At 67.3% G+C, this 23,488-nt stretch carries 20 protein-coding genes; 9 read left to right on the forward strand and 11 right to left on the reverse strand.

Annotated elements, in window-relative coordinates:
- The first annotated feature begins 10 nt into the window (after positions 1-10).
- Positions 11-631: an acyl-ACP--UDP-N- acetylglucosamine O-acyltransferase gene (locus tag ACQ3HB_RS13600; protein WP_430920602.1), complete on the forward strand. Its 621-nt coding sequence runs from the start codon at positions 11-13 to the stop codon at positions 629-631.
- 23 nt (positions 632-654) lie between these two features.
- On the opposite strand, the gene ACQ3HB_RS13605 is transcribed toward ACQ3HB_RS13600, so the two are convergent.
- From ACQ3HB_RS13605 to ACQ3HB_RS13615, 3 genes are all read right to left on the reverse strand, one after another.
- The gene (locus tag ACQ3HB_RS13605) at positions 655-2,244 is read right to left on the reverse strand and encodes a DUF2142 domain-containing protein (RefSeq protein WP_430920603.1); all 1,590 of its coding nucleotides are present in this window, start codon (positions 2,242-2,244) and stop codon (positions 655-657) included.
- A gap of 93 nt (positions 2,245-2,337) precedes the next feature.
- The gene (locus ACQ3HB_RS13610; protein ID WP_430920604.1) at positions 2,338-3,735 is read right to left on the reverse strand and encodes a hypothetical protein; all 1,398 of its coding nucleotides are present in this window, start codon (positions 3,733-3,735) and stop codon (positions 2,338-2,340) included.
- Positions 3,732-4,820 carry a hypothetical protein gene (locus tag ACQ3HB_RS13615; protein ID WP_430920605.1) on the reverse strand — a complete coding sequence of 363 codons (1,089 nt, stop codon included), beginning with the start codon at positions 4,818-4,820 and terminating at the stop codon, positions 3,732-3,734. The genes ACQ3HB_RS13610 and ACQ3HB_RS13615 overlap by 4 nt, the downstream gene beginning before the upstream one ends.
- 150 nt (positions 4,821-4,970) lie before the next feature.
- On the opposite strand from ACQ3HB_RS13615, the gene ACQ3HB_RS13620 reads away from it, so the two are divergent.
- On the forward strand, positions 4,971-6,182 hold the full coding sequence (locus ACQ3HB_RS13620) for an acyltransferase family protein (protein ID WP_430920606.1): 1,212 nt from the start codon (positions 4,971-4,973) through the stop codon (positions 6,180-6,182).
- Here the strand turns inward: ACQ3HB_RS13620 and ACQ3HB_RS13625 are convergent.
- A complete protein-coding gene (locus ACQ3HB_RS13625) occupies positions 6,097-7,704 on the reverse strand; it encodes a DUF2142 domain-containing protein (RefSeq protein ID WP_430920607.1) in 1,608 nt (535 codons plus the stop codon). The genes ACQ3HB_RS13620 and ACQ3HB_RS13625 overlap by 86 nt on opposite strands.
- 154 nt (positions 7,705-7,858) lie before the next feature.
- Here ACQ3HB_RS13625 and ACQ3HB_RS13630 point away from each other — a divergent pair, with 154 nt between their 5' ends.
- The 3 genes from ACQ3HB_RS13630 to ACQ3HB_RS13640 all read left to right on the forward strand — a co-directional run bounded on the left by ACQ3HB_RS13630 (position 7,859) and on the right by ACQ3HB_RS13640 (position 11,370).
- Entirely contained in the window at positions 7,859-8,929 is a 1,071-nt protein-coding gene (locus ACQ3HB_RS13630; protein ID WP_430920608.1) for an NAD-dependent epimerase/dehydratase family protein, read from the forward strand.
- Entirely contained in the window at positions 8,913-10,223 is a 1,311-nt protein-coding gene (locus ACQ3HB_RS13635) for a hypothetical protein (protein ID WP_430920609.1), read from the forward strand. Before ACQ3HB_RS13630 ends, ACQ3HB_RS13635 begins: the two co-directional genes overlap by 17 nt.
- 85 nt (positions 10,224-10,308) lie before the next feature.
- The gene (locus tag ACQ3HB_RS13640) at positions 10,309-11,370 is read left to right on the forward strand and encodes an acyltransferase family protein (RefSeq protein WP_430920610.1); all 1,062 of its coding nucleotides are present in this window, start codon (positions 10,309-10,311) and stop codon (positions 11,368-11,370) included.
- Here the strand turns inward: ACQ3HB_RS13640 and ACQ3HB_RS13645 are convergent.
- From ACQ3HB_RS13645 to ACQ3HB_RS13660, 4 genes are all read right to left on the reverse strand, one after another.
- Positions 11,300-11,698, reverse strand: coding sequence for a DUF2304 domain-containing protein (locus tag ACQ3HB_RS13645; RefSeq protein ID WP_430920611.1), 399 nt, complete (start codon positions 11,696-11,698; stop codon positions 11,300-11,302). The two genes, ACQ3HB_RS13640 and ACQ3HB_RS13645, sit on opposite strands and share 71 nt — an antisense overlap.
- Positions 11,695-12,429 (reverse strand): glycosyltransferase family 2 protein, encoded by a 735-nt coding sequence (locus ACQ3HB_RS13650; protein ID WP_430920612.1) that lies wholly within the window; start codon positions 12,427-12,429, stop codon positions 11,695-11,697. The genes ACQ3HB_RS13645 and ACQ3HB_RS13650 overlap by 4 nt, the downstream gene beginning before the upstream one ends.
- 69 nt (positions 12,430-12,498) lie before the next feature.
- Positions 12,499-13,380 (reverse strand): glycosyltransferase family 2 protein, encoded by an 882-nt coding sequence (locus ACQ3HB_RS13655; RefSeq protein ID WP_430920613.1) that lies wholly within the window; start codon positions 13,378-13,380, stop codon positions 12,499-12,501.
- Between the two features lie 112 nt (positions 13,381-13,492).
- The gene (locus tag ACQ3HB_RS13660; RefSeq protein WP_430920614.1) at positions 13,493-14,581 is read right to left on the reverse strand and encodes a glycosyltransferase family 4 protein; all 1,089 of its coding nucleotides are present in this window, start codon (positions 14,579-14,581) and stop codon (positions 13,493-13,495) included.
- A 391-nt stretch (positions 14,582-14,972) separates the two neighbouring features.
- Between ACQ3HB_RS13660 and ACQ3HB_RS13665 the strand changes: the two genes are divergently transcribed.
- From ACQ3HB_RS13665 to ACQ3HB_RS13675, 3 genes are all read left to right on the forward strand, one after another.
- Positions 14,973-15,614 (forward strand): hypothetical protein, encoded by a 642-nt coding sequence (locus ACQ3HB_RS13665; RefSeq protein ID WP_430920615.1) that lies wholly within the window; start codon positions 14,973-14,975, stop codon positions 15,612-15,614.
- Between the two features lie 85 nt (positions 15,615-15,699).
- Positions 15,700-16,767 (forward strand): glycosyltransferase family 2 protein, encoded by a 1,068-nt coding sequence (locus ACQ3HB_RS13670; protein WP_430920616.1) that lies wholly within the window; start codon positions 15,700-15,702, stop codon positions 16,765-16,767.
- Positions 16,768-16,827: 60 nt separating this feature from the next.
- Entirely contained in the window at positions 16,828-17,922 is a 1,095-nt protein-coding gene (locus ACQ3HB_RS13675; RefSeq protein ID WP_430920617.1) for an acyltransferase family protein, read from the forward strand.
- Positions 17,923-17,977: 55 nt separating this feature from the next.
- Here ACQ3HB_RS13675 and ACQ3HB_RS13680 read toward each other — a convergent pair whose 3' ends face one another.
- The 3 genes from ACQ3HB_RS13680 to ACQ3HB_RS13690 form a co-directional block, all read right to left on the reverse strand.
- The gene (locus ACQ3HB_RS13680) at positions 17,978-19,252 is read right to left on the reverse strand and encodes an O-antigen ligase family protein (RefSeq protein ID WP_430920618.1); all 1,275 of its coding nucleotides are present in this window, start codon (positions 19,250-19,252) and stop codon (positions 17,978-17,980) included.
- 7 nt (positions 19,253-19,259) lie between these two features.
- Positions 19,260-20,609 (reverse strand): O-antigen ligase family protein, encoded by a 1,350-nt coding sequence (locus ACQ3HB_RS13685; RefSeq protein WP_430920619.1) that lies wholly within the window; start codon positions 20,607-20,609, stop codon positions 19,260-19,262.
- A 244-nt stretch (positions 20,610-20,853) separates the two neighbouring features.
- A complete protein-coding gene (locus ACQ3HB_RS13690) occupies positions 20,854-22,032 on the reverse strand; it encodes an acyl-CoA dehydrogenase family protein (protein ID WP_430920620.1) in 1,179 nt (392 codons plus the stop codon).
- A gap of 171 nt (positions 22,033-22,203) precedes the next feature.
- Here ACQ3HB_RS13690 and manA point away from each other — a divergent pair, with 171 nt between their 5' ends.
- Complete coding sequence (gene manA / locus ACQ3HB_RS13695; protein ID WP_430920621.1) at positions 22,204-23,412, forward strand: mannose-6-phosphate isomerase, class I; 1,209 nt, start codon at positions 22,204-22,206, stop codon at positions 23,410-23,412.
- Positions 23,413-23,488 lie beyond the last annotated feature (76 nt).

Consider the following 23,488-nt stretch of genomic DNA (forward strand, 5'->3'; position numbering starts at 1 on the left):
GGAGGAATCGATGAACGCAATCCATGCCACGGCCATCATCTCGGGTGAGGTCTCTCTCGGCCGTGACAACGTGATAGGGCCCTTCGTCGTCATCACCGGACCGGTCGTCATCGGAGACGGAAACTGGATCGGTTCCGGCGCGGTGATCGGCGCGCCTCCCGAGGTGCGCACGTTCAAGCATCCAACGATGGACGACGGCTCGGTCGGTGCAGGCGTCGAGATCGGCGACCGGAATGTGATCCGTGAAGCAGCACAGATTCATCAGGGCTGGAAAGAGCCGACCACGATCGGTAGCGACACATTCATCATGAACCAGGCCTACGTCGCACACGACAGTTCAGTCGAGGACGGTGCCACCCTATCTTCGAGCGTGCTGCTCGCCGGCCATGTTCGCGTGGGCATCGGAGCCACGCTGGGACTCGGTGCCGTCGTCCATCAGCGTCGTTCCATCGGGCAAGGGGCGATGGTGGGCATGTCTGCTGTAGTGACGCACGACATCCCGGCTTTCGCGAAGGCCTACGGCAGTCCGGCTCGTGTGCATGGGGCGAATGCTTTGGGAGCTGAACGCGCCGGCCTGTCGGCGGAAGATATCCGTAATCTGAGTAAAACGTTCGAAGCCATCGAAGATTAACTCACCCGCTGTATGGGTTCAGCTCAATAGACCAGACGCTCCGAGACAGTGCGCTCGGAGTGAGAAGTGCAGGTGGAGCGGGCGGCATCGACATCGCACGCGAGGATGAACGAGCGACGAGCCAGCCAGAAGCCGATCCCGACGGTCACGACGAAGAGCGCCGCGAGCGCCTTCCACCCGAGCGGGGGCTGCCAAGCGCCGTCGAAGACGAACTGTCCGATGTCGGCGTCGAGCCCAGCGACGTACCGCCAGAGCGCGGTCACGAACGCGAACACGTGCCCGATGGCGAGTAGCACGAACAGGGAAGTGACCAAACGAGTCCGCCCGACCGTGATGCCGATTCCCGCGTCGTCGAGTGCCACACCCGCAAGGATGAGCAGACAGAGGAGCATGGCGAGCATGTAACGGCCTTGCCAGACGTAGCCGTACTGGGCGTAGAGCGACAGCTGCGTGACGACGGGCACGAACAAGCAGACGGCGATCATCGCCCAGACGGTGGCACCGGTGCGACGTCGCCCCCAGACGAGGGCAACGACGATGAGCCCAAGGATCGCGGCCATCCAGACGGCGTTCGTCATGGACGGGGCCGGCGTGTCGACCCAGCCGAAGAGGCCGATCATTCCCGCGATGTAGTCGAACGAGTGCACGAGCGTCGCCAGGGCGGCGAAGGCGTAGCCGACGAGGGAAACGTTGGACGAGGAACCTCCGGCGAGGGCAGGCGGGTTGAGATACCAGACGACGGTCGCGATCGCGGCCAGGCCGGTGCCGCCGAGCAGGAGCCAACCCGCGGGCGACCGGAGGAGCGACAGCACGCGGTCCCGGTTACCGAGGAAGATCGCGAGCAGGGCGATGAGCAGCAGCCACAGCAACGAGATGCTCCGCGTGCTCATGAGCAGTACGGCACTCACGAGGGCCAGCGCGGCCTGTTCCAAGAGTCGCCGTCCAGTGAACGTGCCGCGAGACATCGCGAGCATCGTGACGAGAAGAGCGCCCGCTGATGCGACTTCGACACCGTTCGGATTCACGACGCCGCCGAGGTACAGCGCCATCGGGGTGATACCGACGATTGCCCCGACGAAGGCCCACCGTGAACGTCGCATGAGGCTCAGCTGCATCACGAGCACCGCGAAGGCGAACGCGGAGAGCACGGCACTCATGATGCGCATGCCGTAGTAGGCGGCGTCGCCTCCCAAGAACAGCGAGGGCAACCCGACCGCGGCGTAGTAAACGGGACTGTTCAGTCCTGCAGTGCCGCCCGTGATGACCAAATCGTCCGAAGTGTTTCGGGTCTCCGCCTGGCAGCTCGCATCGATGTCCGACTTGAACGCGAAGCAGGTGAGCCCGAGCGCATTCGCAATGTTTTCCGGTATCTCGGCCCGCGTGAGGGTTGGGCTGGAGTCCAACCGCTCCGACACGATCTGCCCCCGAGCGACCGCTGCTGCGCGGATGAGGTGAGACGCTTCGTCTGGAGCCGACGCGAGTGGAACCGCGAACGCCCACAGCACCATGGGCGCGAGGACCGCGAAGAAGGTGACGAGGAAGGTCAACCAGCGGCGTCGGTACCTCGCGTCGGCGGCAGTGGTTTCGAGGTCGCGGTTCTGGGCGGAGAGCATTCGGATGTCGGTCCAATCGGAGTAACGGAGAGCGGTCGGCCCGCGACGAGGTCAGTCTAGCCCGAGCCCTTCGGCCGTCTGTGGATCGTGGCTTCAGCGCACTGTGAGCAACGTCGCAGCGAGGACGAGCGCGTACAAGGCGATCCCGGCTCCGAGGAGGACCCGCCGTTGCGGTCTCCTTGACGCGGTGAGCGCGACGCACAACAGCAGGAGTGGAATGAGGTTCGCGCCGTAGCGGGCGCCGAGATCGGTGTACTCGCCGATCGATGCGGTGTACATGATCGCCAGGGCTGGCCCGGCGAGCACGGACGCCAGGAGGGCCGTCCACGCGGCCACCCGGCGCGCACCGCGCAGCCGGTCCAACCAGACCGAGCCGACGAGGCCGGCGACGCACAGCCAACCCAGCGCCGGGCCGTAGATCACCGCGCCGAGGAGGAGCCGATCGACGCCGCCGAGTTCGAACATGCCGGTCGAGAAGATCCCCGTCACGAACGTCCAGAGTTGCTTGACCACGTCGTACCAGAACATCGGGCGCCCCTCGCCGAGGTCGACGGGCGGGCCGACCGCGGAGGCCGCGACGAAACGGAGCCAGACGAGTTGCGCACCCAACGCTGCTGTCGTTCCGACGAGCGGACCGGTCACCATCGAGACCGGGCCACGTCCGCGAGCCGCGGCCCGCCAGACGGACTGCTCGCGCCACGAGTCGCGGGTGCCCGTATCGCCGACGAATCTGAGAACCGCGTAGATGAGGACGATGCCGATGGCGATGGCGTTCACCGACTTGAACAGGAGCGCCACGGTGAACAGGGGGATGAACCACCACGCGTTGGCGCGTCCGCGAGCGACCCGCTCGATGAGCAGCACGGCAAGGGCTCCGACGAGGACACCGGACACGTCCGTGGAGACGAACGTGTACGTCCACCAGGAAAAAGGAGACGCGATGAAGAGGAGACCGACGGCGATCGCGGCGGTCGCGGGTGTGCGGTACAAGCGGAGCACGGCCGCCAATGCGATGACGGTGCCGATGAGCCACAACGTTCCGGAGAACCGGGCTGCAGTCAGGATGTCCAGGCCGCTGACTGACTGAAGTCCGGCGGCGAAGAGCCAGGTCGGTGCGAAGTAGAGGGGCGTGTACAGCTGCGCGGACTGAATGCCGCCGTACGGGAACTCACCACGGTCGAACGGGGCATGGCCGCACGCATCGGCAGCGCTGGTCGGCCCGAACGCCTGCTGGCCGTGACATGCGAGCCAATTCATCGAGAAGTCGCCGACCGGCTCGCCGACGTGCAGGTAACCCTGCGTCGGCAGCTTCACGAGGTAGTCGAGGTACATCCACTCGTCGAACGGGGACAGTGCGAGGCTATGCCCTGCCGTCACCGCGACGCCAAACACGAGTGCGGCGAGGGCGAGGACGACGTAGGTGATTCGGTAGCCGTCTCGTGAGGCAAGAGTGCGCTCCGCCCAGTCGACGGGCGCCGCCAGCACGTTCATGTGGTCACCGACCAGATGAGCAACGCGCACAGGAGGGCTCCGCAGGCGGCCGTGATCGTCAGGTTCACGGCGCGGTTTCGTGCCACGCTGCCCGTGGCCAGGAGGAACATGGGCACGAGGGAAGCCGTCGCGAGGCCGTCGAGGTCGAACCCGGCGCCGGTCAATGCGGTGAGGACGACCACTGTCGATGTGCCTCCGACGACGGCCGTCACGACGACGGCAGAGGACAGGGCATTGGTCCGACGGTCGGAGAGTCCGACGATCGCGGCGGCGATCGCACCGCCGGTGACGATCCACCACAGTCCCACCGTGAGCGCGAAGTGGAAGGGATAGCTCGGGGCGATGCCGAAATCTGCCGTGGTCGCGACGATGCCCCCTTCGAACGGCATCCGGATCTGTTCTGCGATGTCGGGAAGCGTGAGCGGCCGGGCCTCCGTCGTGACGGCTCCGGTGAGCGGCGGTGCGAGCAGGCGGACCCCCGTCAGCGCGATGGCTCCGCCGCCGACGGCTGCCCCCAGGACGCTCAGGATCCTGAGCACGGAGGCCTGCGGCGGACGGAACCACGGTAGGAGTGCCAGCGTGCACGCGGCCAGGACGACGAGTGCCCCGAGCAGGTTGCTCGTGTTCGCGAGCACGGCGATCGCGACGGCTCCGCCCACCCACACGGGTGAACGTCGCCCGCCGAGCGTCTGCATGGTCGCCTGGAAGAGCGCGAGGCCCGAGAGGATGCTCAGCGCGAACGGCGAGCCGGGCCTGAACGCGTCCCACGCCAACGGGGAGACCACGAGGCACAGGGTGAGCGCGGCCGTGGCCAGCGGGCCGGCTCCACGGCGCAGGAGCAGCCACGCGAGAGCGAAGATCGAGCAGGCGCTCCACAACGCAGCGGTCGCCAGCGACGGGTTCAGCAGCGCGGCGAGCGAGGACGCGTCGGAGCCGACGTAATGCACCGAATCCCGCGAGTAGTCACCATTCCCGCCCAGACTGCGTGCGATGACGAGCAGGAGCGAGACGAGGGCGAGCGCAATCGGCAGACGGTACGGCAGCACTCGCGTCGACCACGGGGTTCGGCTCGGTGCGATCGTCATGGCAGCTTTCGGATGCGGGCGGTGGCGCCGGGGACGGTCCTCGCCGGAGCTGCACAATAGTACCTGGATGAGACCGCGTATCCGTTCCGAACCACCGGCCGGGTCGGGGTATCCTGTCCGACAGAACACGCTCCTCGACGAGAGACTCGAATGACGCGACGCAGCACGCCAGAGCGGCCAGCCTCATCTGGCGTCCCCGTCGGACGATTCCAGAGCCTCGACGCAGGACTCGCGGGACACCGCAACTCGCTCGGTGTGATCAGGCTCGTACTCGCGTCAGCCGTGATCTTCTCGCACGCGTTCCCGCTCGGCGGTTGGGGTGAGGACCCGTCGCTCACCCTCATGCGCGGTCAGGAGACCGTCGGCGGGTTCGCCGTCGTGGGATTCTTCGCCGTCAGTGGGTACCTCATCGCGAAGAGCGGTGTCAGAGCCGACCTGCTCCAGTTCCTGTGGCGTCGGGTCCTCAGGATCTTCCCCGCCTTCTGGACGGTCCTCCTCGCGGGTGCGCTCATCGTCGGTCCCATCATCTGGCTCATCACGACCGGAGGCATCCGGGGCTACGCGCTCCCGTTGAGCGGTGGTCCTGTCGGGTACATGTTCTGGAACGGCGACCTCACGATGCGTCAGTGGGGCATCCACGACATCTTCGCGACCACGACGCCGTACGGGCGCATCGCCGGGGCGAGTGTGCTCAACGGCTCGTTGTGGACACTCGCCTACGAGTGGTTCTGCTACCTGCTGATCGCCGTGCTGCTCGTGCTCGGAGCTCTCCGCCACGCACGCTTCGTCGTCCCGGTGCTGACCGCAGCGCTCGTCGCCATCGAGGTGCTCTCCCTCAACCGGCCTGACCTCATCGCGAGCTACCTGCCGTTCTTCGCTGACCGTTTTCACATCACGCTTACCCTCGCCTTCCTCTACGGCTCCTGTCTCGCGATGTACGCGAAACAGATCCCGCTCAGCAACTGGCTCGGCGTCCCAGCGGGTGTCATCGCATTCACGACGCTCTTCACGGGGAGCTGGGTCCTCGTCGGCTATCCCGCGTTCGCGTACTTCGTGTTCTGGCTCGCCGTTCGGCTGCCCGCGAGAGTGCAATGGATCGGTGCGAAGAACGACTACTCGTATGGTATGTACGTCTACGGCTTCCTCGTCCAACAGGTGACCGCGTTCTTCGGTTGGTACCGGCTCGGCTACCTGCCCTGGGTGCTCGTCACGATCGTCATCACCGCTGGGTGCGCCTGGCTCAGCTGGCACGGTGTCGAGAAACGCGCGATGGCGCTCAAAGACTGGGGGCCGGGACGCGGGATCCGCCACTGGGCGGATCGGCTTCGCCGTCGTGCTCCTGGAGCGCCGCTCGCGAGCTGATGGCCTCGACCGCATCTGTTGCCGGATCTGCGCGATCGATCAGACGGACGAAGGCCAACCACGCCGCCGCCATGACGGTCGTCAACGCCGCGACGAGGGTCGCCCAGTGGATGGGGGGTAGCCACTGCGGAGCGGCGATCAGATCAAGGGGCGTGCCAGTGGATCCGACCACGAACCGGACCATCGTCGTGAAGAACGCGAGGACCTGACCGACTCCGAGGAACGCAGCCGCCACCAGCACGAGTCGCCGCACGCCGGGGCGGAAGCCGATGCGACCGGAGCCATCGATGGCGAAGCCGGCCAGCACGATGGTGCAGAGGAACGGGGCGAGCAGGTACCTCCCCTGCCAGATGAAGCCGTACTCGGCGTACGCGGACGCCTGCACGATGGGTGGCACGGCCAGCATCACCAGGATCGCGCCGAACAGCATTCTCCTGGCGAACGGCGTCGCGACGAACACTGCTGTGGCGAGGACAGCGGCGACGACGGCCGCCCACACCGCGCCTGTGAAAGGCGGCATCGGCGTTTCGCCCCAACCGAAGACGCCGATGAGACCGGCGGCGTAATCGATCGACCTGATGAGCGTGACGCCGGCGATGAACAACCAGGTGATCGGGTCTGCAGCGCTCGCCGTCGGCTCGGCGGCGAACCGTGGCGGGTCGAGGAACCACACCATTGTCATCGCTCCGATCAGTGCCGAGGCGCCGACGGCCACCCATGCCGCGGGACGGACGAGGACCGACCGGAGGACGGACCGATCTGAGAGGATCAGCGCGGTCCCGACGACGAGGACAACCCAGAGCAGGCCGATGCTCCGCCCCGACACGAGGAACAGCGTGCTCACGACGACGAGCATCACCCGCCCCCAGAGCTGTGCCGGACTCGAACGCGAGCGGAACGTTGCGAGCAACGTCGCGAGCAGGGCTCCGGCAGCAGCTGCTTCGACGGAGTTCGGATTGATCGCCCCGCCCAGGAAGAGCAGCATCGGCGTGATCGCGGCGGCAGCACAGATGACGGCCCAACGATGCGCGGGCAGACTGCAGAGTTGCATGAACATCACTGCGAGGAGCGCGGCGCACAGGATTGAGTTGAGGACGCGCATCGCCGTGAAGGCGGCTTCGCCGTGGACGACGAGCGACGGAAGCCCGACGACCGCGTAGTACACGGGGCTATTGAGGCCCGCGGTCGTTCCCGTTGTGACGAGGCGGTCGGGATCCGTCGTCAGGGGGACCTGGCAGCCTGCGCTGATCTCCGGGTGGAATGCGAAGCACGGCAAGCTGTGCGCCGCGGCGATCGACGCCGGCACGACCGCCGCGCTCTGAGTGGGCTGCTCCACGAAGGGCGTCCGGCCGAGTTGGCCACGCACGACTGCGGCCGCGCGAATGGCGTGCGACGGTTCGTCTGGGACCGACATCAACGGTGACCCCACCGACCACACCAGCATGGGCGCGAGTGCCACGACGAACGAGATGAACAGTACTGTCCAGCGCGACGGGCCCGTGGAGGAGGAAGGATTCGACATGTGCCCTCTCGATCGGCCCGGCTGCTGCTCGTTCGCGCCGCCCGCATCGACATTCTATGGTCGTGCCCGACGGCGCTCCGGGGCACTCGCCGGTCGAGCCTCGGCGTCGCTTCTATACTCGGAAGGTACGTCTACCCCGAATAGAGGAGCCTCGATGACCGCACTGCCCGCTCTGGGGACCGTGCTCGTGACCGGAGGCGCCGGCTTCATCGGCTGCGCGCTCTCCCAGCAGTTGGCCGATCGAGCCGAGCGGTGGATCGTGATCGACAAGCTGCACCCGCAGGTCCACCCGACCGCCGATCGCCCCGCCGATCTCCATGAGGCGGCAGAGCTCATCGTCGGCGACGTGACCGACGCGGCCGTCTGGGACGCCGTGCTGGCGGATGCGAAGCCGGACGTCATCGTGCACCTCGCCGCCGAGACCGGGACCGCGCAGTCGTTGCACGAGGCTACGCGCCACGCCGAAGCGAACGTCGTCGGCACGACCGAGATGCTCGACGCCCTCGGCCGCGCGGGGCAGGTCCCTGCCCACTTCGTGCTCTCCTCGAGCCGTGCCGTCTACGGCGAAGGCCAGTGGAAGCGTTCCGACGGAACCGTGTACGAGCCCGGCCAGCGCTCGCACGCCCAGTTCGAACGCGGCGAGTGGGACTTCCCGGACTCGACGCCGCTCCCGAGTCGCGCTGCGGTGACGATGCCGGCGCCGACGAGCGTCTACGGAGCCACGAAGCTCGCTCAGGAGCACATCATCTCCGCCTGGACGGGCGCGCACGACGCCAAGCTCACGATTCTGCGCCTGCAGAACGTCTATGGCCCCGGCCAGTCGCTCATCAACTCCTACACGGGCATCGTGTCGCTCTTCTCGCAGCTCGCGATGGACGGCGGAACGATCCAGGTCTACGAGGACGGCCGTATCACGCGCGACTTCGTCTTCATCGAGGACATCGCCTCCGCCTTCACCGCGGTCATCACGGCGGGGCCCTCGGCGGACGTCTCGCGGTACGACATCGGTTCAGGCGTCGGCACGACGATCCACGAACTCGCGAACAGCATCGCCGCGTACCACGGCGCCCCCGCGCCGACGATCAACGGCGCGTACCGCGACGGCGACGTCCGTCATGCCGAGTGCAGCATCGAGGACTCGCTCGCCGCGCTCGACTGGAAGCCGGAATGGGACGTGACGCGCGGCGTCGCGGCTCTGCAGGAGTGGATTGCCGCCCAGCGGTAGCGACGTTCCGTCCGCGGCTCCGCGCCGCGGACCGAACGGCGCAGTCCTCATCCTCGCGGCCACGGCGATCGGCGGTGGGGCCGGCTACATCCTGCAGGCGTTCGCCGGGCCGACGCTCGGGACGGCGCTCTACGCGCCGTTCGCGGTGTTCTGGTCGGCTCTGTACCTGCTGATCAGTGCCCTCTCCGGCCTGCAGCAGGAGGTCACGAGGGCGACGACGCCCGTCGACTCCGAGCGGCCCGCGGCAGCCCCGGCCGGTCGTCGGCCGCGGTCGCTCCTGCGTGACTTCTCCCTCGTGACGATGCTCGTCGTCGCGGTGGTGGTGGCGGGGACCGCTTGGATCTGGGTGTCGACCGTGTTCCCGGAGGGCGGCTGGTCGTTCGTGCCGCCGCTCGTTCTCGGACTCGTCGGATACGTGGCCGTCGCGGCGATCTCCGGCGTCTTCTACGGCCTCTCCTTCTGGGTGCTCGCCGCTTCGATGACGATCGTCGACGGGCTCCTCCGACTTCTCATCGTCGGCGCACTGCTCTTCGTGACCGATGACGCCGCGGTGCTCGCCTGGGGAGTCGCCGCTCCGTTCGTGCTGACGCCCATCATCCTCTGGCTCGTGAGCAGGTCCTCGGTCGTCGGGCGGTTCGCACTCGACGTCGGGCCGAAGGCCCTCACCTGGAACGTGGCGCGCACGATCGTCGCCGCAACCGCGACTGGAATCATGGTGAGCGGTCTGCCGCTCATGATCCAGGCGACCGGGCCAACGGGCACCCCGGACGAGTTCGGGGCGTTATCATACGCCATCACGCTCACGCGAGCGCCCATCGTCATCGTGGTGCTCGCCCTGCAGAGCTATCTCGTGGTGGTGTTCCGAGCGCACGCCGATGCCGTCCTCGGCTGGGTGCTGCGGATCGCGGCGGTCGTGATCGCGGGTTCGCTCGCGCTCGCGGCTCTCGCTTGGTGGCTCGGCCCATGGATCCTCACCGTATTGTTCAAGCGCGACGATGTGCTCCCGGGCGAGACGCTCGGCCTCCTCGTCGCGACCGCGGGCCTCGTCGGTGTCCTGTGCGTGACCGGGGCTGCCACGCTCGCCCGCTCTCAGCACGGCGCGTTCACCGCGGGGTGGATCGTCGCCGCGGTCGTGACGATCGTCGTCCTGTCCCTGCCCCTCGGACTGCACGAGCGAACGCTGCTCGCCATGGCGGTCGGCCCGGTCGGCGGATTGCTCGTGCACGTGATTGCCCTCGTCCGCTCTGGTCGGGCGCCTCGAGATGCCGCGTCGGGATCGGAACCGATTTCCTGAGGGGCGGATTCTCGCCTAGGGTGGTCCGAATGTCCGCAACACGTGTCGGGAATCACTCGTCAGCCCGAGCACCGGAGGACCACTCATGACCGGGAACAACTTCGCGGCCCTGAGACTCGCAGCGGCGCTCGTCGTCCTCATCCGTCACTCGCTCATCATCCTCGACGACGACATCTCCCCGTTCGGTCCCATCACCTCCGACGACGTCCCCGCACTCGGCCTGTGGGTGTTCTTCGTCGTCTCCGGGTTCCTGCTCCCGGCCGCATGGGAGCGGCGGCCGCACCTCGGCAAGTACGTCTCTGCGCGCGTGCTGCGGATCTTCCCGAGCCTCGCCGTCAGCCTTGTGGTCATGGTGCTCGTCATCGGGATGATCGCGACGAACCTCGACCCGATCGGGTACCTCCGGCATCCGCAACTCCCACAGTTCATGGCCGACAATCTCACCCTGTTGCCGAACTACTTCCTCCCCGGCGTGTTCGACGACAACTCCTACCCCTCTGCGGTCAACGGCGCGTTGTGGTCCCTCGGCCCGTTGTTCGCGCTCTACTTGCTCGTCCCCGTCGTCGGCTTCATCCCGTGGCAACGGGCGAGAGCGGTCGTCTGGACGGGGCTTCTCGTCTTCAGCTTCGTCGCGCCGATGTGGGAAGCGGTCGACACTGGGACGATCGTGTGGGGCAACTACGTGCACGACACGTTGCGTGTCGCGGCGTTCTTCTGCGCAGGCGCCGCGATCCGGGAATGGAGGATCCCCCTGCGCGGATCAGCAGCCGTCATTGCCGGTTCGGTCCTCGCCATGGTCATGGTGCTCGTCCCGGAGGCGACCTGGCCGGTGGCTCACCTCGCGGTACCCTACGTCCTCGTGTACGTCGGCAGCCGTTCGACACCGGTGATTCGGTCGGCGGGTCGCTTCGGCGACCCCAGCTATGGGATCTTCCTCATCAGCTTCCCCGTGCAGCAGCTCCTGATCCACCTGAACCCGGAGCTCGACTGGATTCCGAGCATCCTCGTGACGATCGTCGTCTCGGTGGCCTTCGGCTACGCGCTCTGGTGGTTCGTCGAGCAGCCGATCGCCCGCCTCAAGCGTCGGCCTGGCCGCCTCGTGGTCCGTGCTCCTGAGACGCGCGAAGCGCCGCTTCCAGTTCGCTGATCCGGAGATCCTGCAGAGCGGCCTCCTCGGCGAGCGTGCGCGTGCGCTGCTCGAGGGTCGTGAGTTCCGAGCTGTGCTGGATGCTCACCAGGAAGAGGATGAAGAGGCTGACGAAGAACACGAGGTTCGTTGGGATCTCGATACCGATCGTCTGCGCAGCCCAAGCGAGGAGTCCTGGGAAGACTCCGACGAGCAGAGCAAGGATTCCAGCGACCATCCACCAGACGGCATGACGTTCCCGCAGTCGTCGACGGCGGAGCATCTCGATGACGACACCGAGGGTGATGAGTGCCCCCACGATGCCCAGGATGTACGAGCCGAGCGTCACGCGATGACCTCCGAGTGGAGCGCCACCGGGGGACGGATGAGCGCGAAGACGAGTGCGATTGCCGCACGGGCGAGGTAGGTGGCCGCTTTGAAAGGGTTGTGCGATGGCGTGCCGCCGGCGCGCGGCCGCATGGAAACGGGGACCTGTCGGATGATGCAACCGGAGCGAGCAGCGATCACGAGGGACTCGATCGTGTCACCCAGGTACTCGGCGGGGTAGTGCTCCGCAAAGAGCCGGACCGCGCGAGGCCCCGTCGCTCTGAACCCGCTCGTGGTGTCGGTGAGTCTCGTCCTCGCGACGCGGCTGAGGACGCCGGACAGGACGACCATCGCCCACTTCCGTGGCCCGCGGACTTCGTAGTCCCCTTCGCCGGCGAATCGCGCCCCGAGGACGAGGTCCGCGGTTTCCAGTTCTTCGACCAGCCGGATGACTCCGGCCGGATCGTGCTGGCCGTCCGAGTCGACTTGGACGACGTTCCGGAAGCCGTTGTCGAGTGCGTACCTGAAGCCGGTCCGCATCGCGCCGCCGACGCCGAGATTGAACGGCAGTTCGGCGACGATGGCACCTGCCGAGCGTGCTTCTTCCGTCGTGCGATCGCTCGAACCGTCATTGACCACGAGCACCGCGACGCCGGGTAGCTTGGCGTGCACCTCACGCACGACCGCCGCGACCGACGCCTCTTCGTTGAAAGCGGGCATGACGATCAGGGTTCCGAGGAGCGAGGGCGTCATAACTGGAATCCTAGCAATCGGAGCCGCCGCATCCATCGAAGCCCGCCGCACCGGTGAAGGACGACAGGATCACGCGAAGACGTGCCGAAGGAGCGCTTTCCGACCGTCGCTATTCCCGGCCTTGATCGCGGCGGGCAGCTCGCTGAGCGCGTTGGCCCTCGACGTCCAGTGGTTCCGGGCGGCGCGTGCGGCCTTGGGCCACCCCATCGCGCCGAAGTCACGCGTGGCCTCGTCGAACAGCGTGCGTTCCTGACGGAACTTCGAGCCGTCCGGCCCGGTGACCGCCGACACGCTCGACGAGTGGCGGCGATACGTGAAGCACTCCTCGTCGTCGAGGACGAGCGTCCCGCCGTCCTTGATGATCTCGAGTAGCATCGCAAGGTCCTGCACGACGTCGAGGTCGAGACGGAACTGGTGCTTGCGGAGCGCTTCGACGCGCCAGACGAGGGATGGGAAGTACGTCCAGTTGCCGCGGAGCAGGCTGATCGCGAGTCGTTCGCCGCCCCACTCGTGTGCGCCCTTGCCGCGCAGCCGGTACCAGGACTTCACCCGGTCCGCCAGGGGACGGGAGCGTTCGCCGTTCTCGTCGATGACCGCGACGCCCGGCTGGATGATCGACGCATCGGGGAACTGGCGGATGAGCTCGCCGACCCGCCGGACGTAGTTCGGCAGCATCACGTCGTCGCAGCCCATGATGACCGAGAACTCGCCGCTCATGAGGGTGACGCACTTGCGGTAGTTCTTGCTCGGGCGGAGGTTCACCTCGTTGCGGATGTAGGTGATGCGTTCGTCGCCGAGGGACTGCGCCCACTGACCTGGCGCGAGGTCGGGGTAGACGTCGTCGACGATCGTCAAGTGCCAGTCGGGGTCGTCCTGCGCGAGCACACTGTTCACCGCCGCCTGGAAATGGTCGAAGCGGCCGTAGAAGGGCATCATGATGTCGAGCGTCACCTGGACACGGTAGCAACGTTCTTGCGGCACGGCGGAATCGAGGGTCGGGAGTCGAGTGGCCTGAACCGCCCGGCCACGGCGCAATTCGGCTGCGCGGGTGTCGACCTCGTGGTCAGGCGAGGACGCGACGGAAGCTCTCGAGGGTGCGTTCGGCCGTGGCGGCCCAGGTGAACTCCGCCGCGCGGGCGTGCCCACGGACGTTCATCGTCGTGAGGAGACCGTCCTCGCTCATGAGGCGCGTGATGCCGTCGGCGATCGACCTCGTGTCATGCGGGTCGACGTAGACCGCGGCGTCGCCGCACACCTCGTGGTGGACGGGGATGTCGCTCACGAGCACCGGCAGACCGACCATCATCGCTTCGAGCGGGGGCAGGCTGAAGCCTTCCGCGAACGAGGGGACGGCGAGCGCCGTGGCGCGTGAGTAGACATCGCCCAGCTCTTCCGGGGTGAGCCACGGCCGCAGCTCGACCCACTGCTGCATGCCGACCTCCTCGACGACCGCGGCGAGCGGGTCATCGCCGTGGCTGCCGGCCATGACGAGGCGCGGGCGAATCCGTTCGGGGACGAGCGCGAGCGCGCGAATCAGGCCGTCGAAGTTCTTGTGGGGCCGTCGGTTGCCCGAGGCGAGGATGAATGGCCGCTGCGTGTCGGGGATTCGGGTCTCGACCATCGGTGCGGTGCCGGCGAGCGGGATGACGTCGACGTCGTCGGCTGCGACGCCGAGGTACTTCACGATCTCCCGCTTCGACACCTCGCTGATCGTGATGATGCGCGACGCGGCCGACGCGACGCGGCGCTCCATCCACTTCACCGGCGCCGTGAAGAGTGGGGTGCTCATGAGTTCCGGATGGCTCCAGTACAACATGTCGTGCATGGTGACGACGAGCGGGGTGCGTCCGGATGCAGGTCCGAGCGTCGCGGGGGAGTGGATGAGATCCGCACGTCGTTTGCGGGCTCGTCCGGCGATGCGCCACAGTTCGCCGATCGCCCACTCGACGCGCTTCTCGCCGCTGATCCCGGTCTCGACGATCTCGCCGGGGAACCAGGACAGGTCGAGGTTCGCGCCTTCTGCGCTGCCCAGGCCGACGAAGGTGAATTCGCTTCCCGCGGCTCCCATCGCCCGGTACACCTCGCGCGTGTACGTCTCCATGCCGCCTTTGGTTCCGGTGTACGAGAGCAGGTCGACGGCTACGAGAGGCATGCAGGCGAGCTTACCGAAGCGTCCGGAGGTCGGCCGGTCGAAGCGGACAACTTGCGTGAGGGCTGACGTGCCAAGTGTGACGACCGCCTTGTTTCCCGAGCAAGACTCCTGCATGCTGGAGCCCACATACATGACGAGGGACTGAGCGATGAACCGAACGAGCCGAATGAGCCGCCACCATGAACGACGTCGCCGAGGCCTGATCGTTCAGTCGGTCATCGCCTTGGTCGGTTCGACGCTCGTCTTCGGGCCGGGCCTGGCAGCGTCAGCCGTCGACGCCCCGTCCTCAGAGGACCAGCCGTCGGCATCGGTCGATGAATCTGGCGGAGTGCCGGCTGAAGACGCTATTGTTCCTCCGCCCGTGTTCACCTCTCCGATACCAGGGGGTCGAGTGACCGTCGACGACCCGACGGTGCGCGGGACCGGTGTCCCCGGGGCGACCATCTCGTTGACCGGGAGCTTGTTCGGTACGGTGTCCGTACTGCCGGATGGAACATGGTCCAGCAGGCTTCAGTATCCGGTGTTCGCCGGCGGAGGCGGGGCGCAGGCGGTCCAGACGATCGGCGACGTGTCATCTGACTCCGTCAGCATCGGCTTCTCGATCGTCTACTCGCCAGCGGTGGTGCAGTTTCCCATCGATGGCGCCAGTTATCCGAAGTCGGCCGCGCCGGACAAGGTGTCTGGTGTCGCGATCGATTCTGCTGTGGTCTTCCTCTCGGTCGACGGCGTTACCCAGGCCGCTGTGGCGCGCGACAGGGGCGCCGGCTGGGAAATTCCACTTGATGCGCCGCTGTCTACTGGAACACATGATCTTGTGGTGACTCGAGGGGTTGATGTCACTGAATCGGACCCGGTGCGCCTCACAGTGACGGTGGTCGATGACACTCCCGCCGCCGGCGCAGGCAAAGCGTCTCTTGCTGAGACCGGCATCGACCCTGCTCAGTCCGTCTTCATTTCTCTTGGACTCGTCATCCTCGGGATTGGAGTCTGGATGCTGGTTCGTGGTCGTCGTGAGTCCACCGGAGTGCGCTGAGTAAAGAGAGCGCGCACCGCGGATCTTCGCGCGCCCGTCGGCTACACTCGTCCAGAGTTCCGGCGAGGTCGAGAGGTGCGTGTCCATGGGTGGTGTCGGATCAGACTCGACCCAGGACGACGCCTCCGGAGAGGCGAGCAGTGCACCAGTCGATCCCCGTGTCTCCGTCGCCCTCTGCACCTACAACGGCGCCGCCTACCTGGGCGAGCAGCTCGCGAGCATCCTGGCGCAGACCGTGCTCCCCGGCGAAATCGTGGTGAGCGACGACGGATCGACCGACGGCACGATCGCGCTCGTCGAGCGCATCGCCGCCACCTCCTCGGTACCGATCAGGCTGCTCCGCAACGAGACGCCGCTCCGGGTCACCCTGAACTTCCAGTCCGCGCTCCTCGCGACGAGCGGTTCCCTCCTCGTCCTCTCCGACCAGGACGACCGGTGGCACCCTCACCGGCTCGAGCACGCCATCGCGCGCTTCGACGCCGACGAACAGCTCTCCCTGCTCTTCACCGATGCTCGGCTCGTCGACGCGGCCGGGGCCGATCTCGGCTTCGGACTCCTGCAGGCGCTCTCGGTGGGCGATGAGGAGCGCGCGGCGTTCGCCCAGACCCGTCCCGCCGACGGGCCGAGCGACTTCGACACCCTGCTCCGCCGCAACCTCGTCACGGGCGCGACCGTGATGCTGCGTCGCGCACTCCTCGACGACGCCGTCCCCTTCCCCTCGCCGTGGGTGCACGACGAATGGCTCGCGATCATCGCCTCCGCCGTCGGACGCGTCGGCCTCCTCGACGAGCAGCTCATCGACTACCGCCAGCACGGCGCGAACCAGATCGGGATCGTCGAACCGACCCTGCGGTACAAGATCACACGGCTCATGCTCCCGGGTCGCCAGCGGAACCGTGACATCGTGGCGCGCATCGAAGGGCTCGTCGCCCGCCTGGAGTCCTTCGGCGACCGCATCCCGGCAGCCGACCTCGATGCGGCACGACGGAAGCTCGACGTCGAACGGTTCCGCGCGAACCTGCCGCCGGCTCGTTGGCGGAGGATCCTCCCCGTGCTTCGTCGCGTTCCACGTGGCGAGTACCAGCGGTACACGAGCCAGGGCGTCCTCGACATCGCCCGCGATCTGCTGCAGCCGGAACTCCGCTCGTCGTGAGTAATCAGGGAGCAACACTGCTTTCGCTTCTCGATCGGCGCAATGCGATGATGGTCCATCGTGACCATCTTTGATCCTCGCCGCAACAGCATCGGCTTCATGCGTGTTGTCATGGCGACTGCCGTAATCGTCTCGCATGCGTGGCCTCTCGGCGGTTTCGGCCACGACCCTGGGCGGGAGAACAACAACTTGGGGTTCCTCGCGGTCGAAGGGTTCTTCGCGCTGTCGGGGTTCCTCATCACACGAAGTGGCGAGCACTTGTCGACTGGCCGGTTCCTCTGGCATCGCATTCTCCGGATCATGCCGGCATTTTGGGTCTGTCTGGTGATGATCACTCTCCTGTTCGCACCGATCGTGTGGCGGGCGTCACACGGCTTCACGGAGTACCCCAATGCGACGCCCAATCCATTCGGGTTCGTCCTCAACAACTTCCTCCTGGCGAACAACCAACAGCAGATCGGCGACACCCTCGCGGGCAATCCGTACCCGACGTTGTGGAATGGCCCGATGTATACGTTGCCCTACGAGTTCGCTTGCTACCTGATCGTGTGTGCGCTCGCAGCAATGCGGGTCCTCAACCGTCGAGTTGTGGGAGCTATTTTCATCGCTGCATGGCTGTGGCAGCAGGTCGTCCTCTCGAACGTCCTCGGTGCGAGCGACGGACGTCAAGCGACGCTCACCGCATGCTTCCTGTTCGGCTCCCTGATCTACCTCTGGCGCGACGTGGTCTTCGACCGCAACGTGTCGTGGTGGCTCTTCGGCGTGTGCTTGGTTGTCGCGACCTCCACCTACGTGAGCGTTGGCTTCCGACAGATCGGTGTCTTTGCATTCACGTACGTGATCATTTGGGCCGGCGCACGGTTACCCTTCACCCGGGTCGGAACCAAACGGGACTTCTCCTATGGCCTGTACATCTATGGTTGGCCCGTTCTGCAGGTGGCGTCGTTCTTCGGACTCAACGCTCTCGGCCTCCCGGCGTACCTTGCGATCGTGCTGCTCATCACTGGCGGTCTCGCCGCTTCGAGCTGGTATCTGGTCGAGTCGAGGGCGCTCAGGTTGAAAAACGTCTCCGTTCCCGGTTGGCTCCGCGGACGTGACGTTCCCAAAGCCGTTGAGCAGCTTCAGAGTGGGCGCGCTACCCGGGCTCAGCCCTGATGATCGGCCGGGCGGTGCACCCGCTGGCGGGAGATAACAGGTAACAAAATGGGTCTCAATCCGGGAGCTTCCGCCGCCAACTGAGCCCGTGCGCGGCCTGGACCGTGCAGATGACGAGCAGCAGCCAGCCGGAGTGCACGAGCAGCCGGCTCTCGGCCGCGGCGGAGGCCAGCAGCACCACGAGGACGAGCGGTGCCCACACGAACACGACGCTCCGGCGGTTCGAAGCGATGAGCCAGGCCCGTCCGAGCGCGAGCGTGCAGAGGACGACGAAGAGCACGAGCCCGATGAGCCCGACTTGCAGGTACACGTCGAGGTAGGCGTTCAGCCCGCTCGGGTTCTCGTGCCCCGTCATCATGTCGAACACCGAGTACGGCGGCTGATCGCTGATCCACGGGCCTGCCCAGCCCCACCCGTTCAACGCGTTGTCCGCCGTGCCGTTCAGCATCACCTGCCACAGCTCGTAGCGCTGCTCGATCTCACCGCCGACGCCGAGGAGGGCGAAGAGCTGCGCCCGGAACACGTACACGCCGAGTCCGAGCAGCACGACGACCACGAGCAGCACGAATTGCCACTTTCGCCGCGGTTCCGGCTGGAGTTGGCGCAGGACGTAGAGGACCCCCGTCGCCGCTGAGAGGGCGACGGCGACGAGCGCGATCGTGGGGGAGCGCGTGCCGAGGGCGAGTCCGGCGGCAAGCGCGAGCGAGCCGATCGTGACCCCCACCGTGACCGACCTCGTCCGCCATTCCACGACGAAGGTCACGATCGCGAGCAGAGCGACGAGACCGAGGGCGTTGCGCGATCCGAAGATCCCCTGCAGCGGCCCGCCGGAAGCGAGGTCCCCGTGGACGCCGAGGAATCTGATGGGCATGTCGATGAGCACACCGCTCAGGATCTCGATGGCCAGCGACAGCCCGAGGAGCGCGCGGAGGACGTTGCCCACGGCCCGCACGACCTGGATCGTGTCGCGGATGAGGGCCACCACGATCGCGAGGAACGCCCAGGAGAGCTGTTCCGCGACCGCCGGGACCGTGCCGAGCGGATAGACGCTCCAGGCGACCGAGGCGGCGCACCAGGCCAGGAACAGGAGCAGCGAGATCGGCAGGACGCCCCGCCACTCGATGATCGGGAGCCGCGCGACGAGGACGACGACGGCGATGACGACGAGCCCCGCGAGCATCGCGACGTATCCGGCCTCACCGATGAGGTTGATGATGAAGCGGTACGCGAACGCGACACCGAGGGTGATGGTGGTGAAGGCGGCGGCGAGCGGCGCGGAGGAGAAGAAGTCCTGCGCGCGGACGATCAGATCGTGGGTGGCCCCCTTCACCCCGCGCTCACGCCTTCGTGGTCCGGACGGGCCAGCCGGGCGACTGCTTCGTCCCGAGCGCCAGCAGGACGACGAGCACCCAGCCGGACTCGGTGAGGATGCGGCTCTCCGCGACGCTCTGGACGACGAGCACGGTCGCGATGAGCAGCGGTGCGAGCGACAGCGGCGTGTACGGGCGGCGGTCGTTGTGGTCGATGCGCGGACGATCGACGGCGAGGAACCACGTGCGGGTGAGGATCGAGAGGATCACGGCGGCGAAGAGCACGAGCCCGATGACGCCGAGCTGCAGCCACACGTCGAGCCACGCGTTGTGGGCCTGGAGCTGGACGACGCCTCGGCGGATCACGAGATCGTCGAACGGGGGCTGCCACGGCGTCCACGGGCTCGAGAAGCCCCAGCCGAAGACGGGGCGCTGCACGATGAGGCCCCAGACCGTGCTCCAGATGTCGAGTCGGCCCGTGAGGTCGGGGCTCTTGCCGAGGAGGGTGAGGAGCTGCGTGTGGAACACCGCTCCAGCAGCCACAGCGACGGCGATGACGCCGACGAACCCCAGGTAGACGGGGGTCCGGCTGGACGGGGTCGGCGCTCGCCGGATGAGGAGCGCGGCGACGAGCACGACCGCCGCGACGACGACGGCGAGGAGGATCGTCGTCGAGAAGCTCAGGAGGAACTCGACCACCGCGAGCGCGAGCCAGAAGATCGTCGCCTTCCGGCCGGCGGAACGCGCCGCGAGCTGGAGGGCGAAGACGATGATGGCGAACGCGGTGATGATCGCGAGCAGGTTCGCGTTCCCCTGGATGCCCTGGATGCGTCCGCCCTCGAGGAGGAGGTCACGCGACCAGTAGGCGAGGAGCGGCGGCTTCTTGTCGCCGAAGTCGACGAAGAACGGCAGGACCGGGTGGCGGACGACGAGGGAGACGATGAGCTCGAACAGGATCGAGAGCGCGAGCACCCACTTGAGTGCCGTGCTGATGATCCGGATGATCTCCGGCCAGCTGAAGCACGTGGCGATGAACACGCCGAGGACGGTGCAGAGCGCCGCCCCGACGAGTGTCGCGGCGCTGCCGAGCGGGTACGCGGACCAGGCGAGCGACAGGACGGCCAGGGCCCCGTACGCGATGAGCGACTTCGGCAGGCGGCTGCGCGTGATGGTGGGGCGGACGACGATCGTGCACGTCAGCGCGGCCGCACCGGTGAGGACGGCGACGACCGTGTAACCCCAGATCGTGAACAGGTTCATCCAGAACGTGCCCGCGAACGCGGCGAACATGCCGAAGGTGGCCACGCCGCGGAGCACGCGGGTGCGGGTCGACTGGTCGTCGGGTGCGACGGGAGGGCTGAGGTCCGGCGAGATCATGGTGCACACAGGCTATCGCGAGGGGTCGGTCGGGTGGGGTCGAGGCACTTCGACAGGCTCAGCGACCGGAGGTTGGCGTCCGGTCCCTGAGCTTGTCGAAGGGTGGGGTTTGGTGAGTGCACTTCGACAGGCTCAGCGACCGGAGGTTGGCGTCCGGAAGTGGGACTCCGGTCCCTGAGCTTGTCGAAGGGTGGGGCCTGGCGAGGGCACCCCGACAGGCTCAGCGACCGGCCGCCACCAGGGCTCAGACGAACGCCGCGGTGCCCGTGATCGCCCGACCGACGATGAGCGCGTTCATCTCGCGCGTGCCCTCGTAGCTGTAGAGCGCCTCGGCGTCGGCGAAGAACCGGGCGGCGTGGTAGTCGAGCACGATGCCGTTGCCGCCCATGATCTCCCTGGCCCACGCGACGGTCTCGCGCATCCGTGCCGTGCAGAACGCCTTCGCGAGGGCGGAGTGCTCGTCGCGCTGGGTGCCCTCGTCGAGCATCTGGGACACGCGCACGCACATCGCCATCGACGCCGTGATGTTGCCGAGGCATTTGGACAGGAGGTCCTGGATGAGCTGGTGCCCGGCGATCGGCTTCCCGAACTGCACACGCTCCTTGGCGTAGGCGACCGCGGCCTCGTACGCACCGACGGCGACGCCGACGCTCGACCAGGCGACACCGGCGCGCGTGAGGCGAAGCACCTTGGCGGTGTCGCGGAAGGAGTTCGCGTTCTGCAGGCGGAGACGCTCCGGGACGCGGACGCCCTCGAGCGTGATGTCGGCGTTCTGCACCATCCGCAGGCTGATCTTGCCCTCGATCTTCGTGGCCGTGTACCCGGCCGTGTCGGTCGGGACGATGAAGCCCTTGACCTGGCCGTCCTCGGTGTCCTTCGCCCAGATGATGGTGATGTCGCTGAACGTCGCGTTGCCGATCCAGCGCTTGGACCCGTTGAGAACCCATTCGTCGCCGTCGCGGGTCGCCGTCGTCCGGAGGCCCTGTGCGCTGTCGGAGCCGGAGAGCGGCTCGGTCAGGCCGAATGCGCCGAGCTTCTCGCCGGACGCGAGCAGCGGCAGCCATTCGTCCTTCTGCTCCTGCGAACCGCACACACTGATCGAGCCCATCGTGAGGCCGTCCTGCACCCCGACGAACGTCGACACCGAAGCGTCGATCCTGGACAGCTCCATCGAGGCGAGTCCGCGGAAGACCGCGCTGTTCTCGAACGGTTTGGTCTCGTCCCACGCCCACCGTGCGACGTCGAGTTCGAGGAGCGGCTTCACGAGCTGGTGCGGGAACTCCGCGCGCTCCCAGTAGTCGTTGACGATCGGCTTCGCCTCGGTCTCCGCCCAGGCGCGCAGGCGGCCGATGGCGTCCTGCTCCTCAGGGGTGAGGAGGGTCTCGAATCCGTAGAAGTCGCTGACGAGGGGCTCAAAGGTCATGATGTCGCTGCTCCATTGCTTCCGCGTGCGCCAGGCGGCGCTTCCGTCGCCAGCCTAGGCAGTGGTCGGATCGCCCGGCAACGACTTGGTAGTTTGGTGCAAGGCGTTCGACGACGTCACCCGCACGGTTGTAGGTGCGCGCCAAGAACGTCGGACGCGGAAAGGGTTCCTGTGTTCGTTCCGCTCACCGCCGTCCCCCGCGACTACGCCTGGGGGTCGCACACCGCGATCGCCGAGGTGCTCGGTTCCGCACCGTCAGGAGGGCCGGAAGCGGAGCTCTGGCTGGGCGCGCACCCCGGAGCACCGACACGCATCGTGAATGCGGCCTCGCTCGGCGGGTCGCAGGACCTCGCGGCCTGGATCGAACGCGATCCCGCTGCGGCGCTCGGCGGGCGCGACGGCCTCCCGTTCCTCTTGAAGGTGCTCGCGGCCGATCACCCACTGTCGCTCCAGGCCCACCCGGACCTGGCGCGCGCCGCTGCGGGGTTCGCCGAGGAGAACGAGCGGGGCGTGCCGCTCGACGCCCCGAACCGCAACTACAAGGACGCGCTGCACAAGCCTGAGCTCATCGTCGCCCTCCGCGACGGATTCCAGGCGCTGTGCGGCTTCCGCGACCTCTCAGCGACCGACGCGCTGCTCGCCGACCTCGCCGCTTCGGCGCCCGATGACGATGCACGCGCCGCCATCGAGGAGCTTCGTTCCAGCGTCGCAGCGACCGACGGCCTGCGCGACACCGTCGGCCGTCTGTTGAGCGACGCACCGGCGGAACCGATCGCCGCGGTCGTCGCGGCTGCGGGCGCCGCACCGGCCTCCGGCGACCGGTGGGGCGCAGAACGGGCTCTCGTCGCGACGCTCGCCGAGGAGTACCCGGGCGACCCCGGCATCGTCGTCTCCCTGCTCCTCAACCTCGTCACGCTGCGGGCGGGGGAGGCGCTCTACCTGCCCGCCGGCAACATCCACGCGTACCTCCGCGGCATCGGCATCGAGCTCATGGCGGCGAGCGACAACGTGCTCCGCGGCGGTCTGACGCCGAAGCACGTCGACGTGCCGGAGCTCCTCTCCGTGCTCGAGTTCGAGCCGAGGCCGGTGCCGTGGCTGCCCGCGACGAACGTGGGCGCCGGACTCGACCTGTTCGTGCCGGACGTTCCGGACTTCGAGCTGCTCCGCGCCGAGGTCACGACCGAGACGACCGTGTCCGGCGCCGAGTTCGAGCTGCCCGGCCCGGCCATCGCCATCGTGACGGCCGGCGAGGTGACGATCGCGGGCGCATCCTCGTCGACGACGCTCTCGCGCGGCGAGTACGCCTACGTGACGCCGGACGAGGCGTCCCTGCGCTTCTCCGGCACGGGCACGCTCTTCCTCGCGACCACGCAGTCCTGACGCTCCGCCGCTCGGCTCCGACTCTCGTCCCTGAGCTTTAACGCCCGGTCCCTGAGCCTGTCGAAGGGCATCGAGC

The sequence above is a fragment of the Plantibacter lichenum genome, assembly GCF_050587525.1.
GTDB lineage: Bacteria > Actinomycetota > Actinomycetes > Actinomycetales > Microbacteriaceae > Plantibacter.

Bases quoted from the DNA above. Each gene is read 5' to 3' on its own strand.
- ACQ3HB_RS13670 (WP_430920616.1), top strand. From the start codon at position 15,700: ATGGGTGGTGTCGGATCAGACTCGACCCAGGACGACGCCTCCGGAGAG.
- ACQ3HB_RS13660 (WP_430920614.1), bottom strand. From the start codon at position 14,581: ATGCCTCTCGTAGCCGTCGACCTGCTCTCGTACACCGGAACCAAAGGC.
- ACQ3HB_RS13615 (WP_430920605.1), bottom strand. From the start codon at position 4,820: ATGACGATCGCACCGAGCCGAACCCCGTGGTCGACGCGAGTGCTGCCG.
- ACQ3HB_RS13650 (WP_430920612.1), bottom strand. From the start codon at position 12,429: ATGACGCCCTCGCTCCTCGGAACCCTGATCGTCATGCCCGCTTTCAAC.
- ACQ3HB_RS13690 (WP_430920620.1), bottom strand. From the start codon at position 22,032: ATGACCTTTGAGCCCCTCGTCAGCGACTTCTACGGATTCGAGACCCTC.
- ACQ3HB_RS13625 (WP_430920607.1), bottom strand. From the start codon at position 7,704: ATGTCGAATCCTTCCTCCTCCACGGGCCCGTCGCGCTGGACAGTACTG.
- ACQ3HB_RS13630 (WP_430920608.1), top strand. From the start codon at position 7,859: ATGACCGCACTGCCCGCTCTGGGGACCGTGCTCGTGACCGGAGGCGCC.
- ACQ3HB_RS13640 (WP_430920610.1), top strand. From the start codon at position 10,309: ATGACCGGGAACAACTTCGCGGCCCTGAGACTCGCAGCGGCGCTCGTC.
- ACQ3HB_RS13600 (WP_430920602.1), top strand. From the start codon at position 11: ATGAACGCAATCCATGCCACGGCCATCATCTCGGGTGAGGTCTCTCTC.
- ACQ3HB_RS13685 (WP_430920619.1), bottom strand. From the start codon at position 20,609: ATGATCTCGCCGGACCTCAGCCCTCCCGTCGCACCCGACGACCAGTCG.
- ACQ3HB_RS13610 (WP_430920604.1), bottom strand. From the start codon at position 3,735: ATGAACGTGCTGGCGGCGCCCGTCGACTGGGCGGAGCGCACTCTTGCC.
- ACQ3HB_RS13620 (WP_430920606.1), top strand. From the start codon at position 4,971: ATGACGCGACGCAGCACGCCAGAGCGGCCAGCCTCATCTGGCGTCCCC.
- ACQ3HB_RS13605 (WP_430920603.1), bottom strand. From the start codon at position 2,244: ATGCTCTCCGCCCAGAACCGCGACCTCGAAACCACTGCCGCCGACGCG.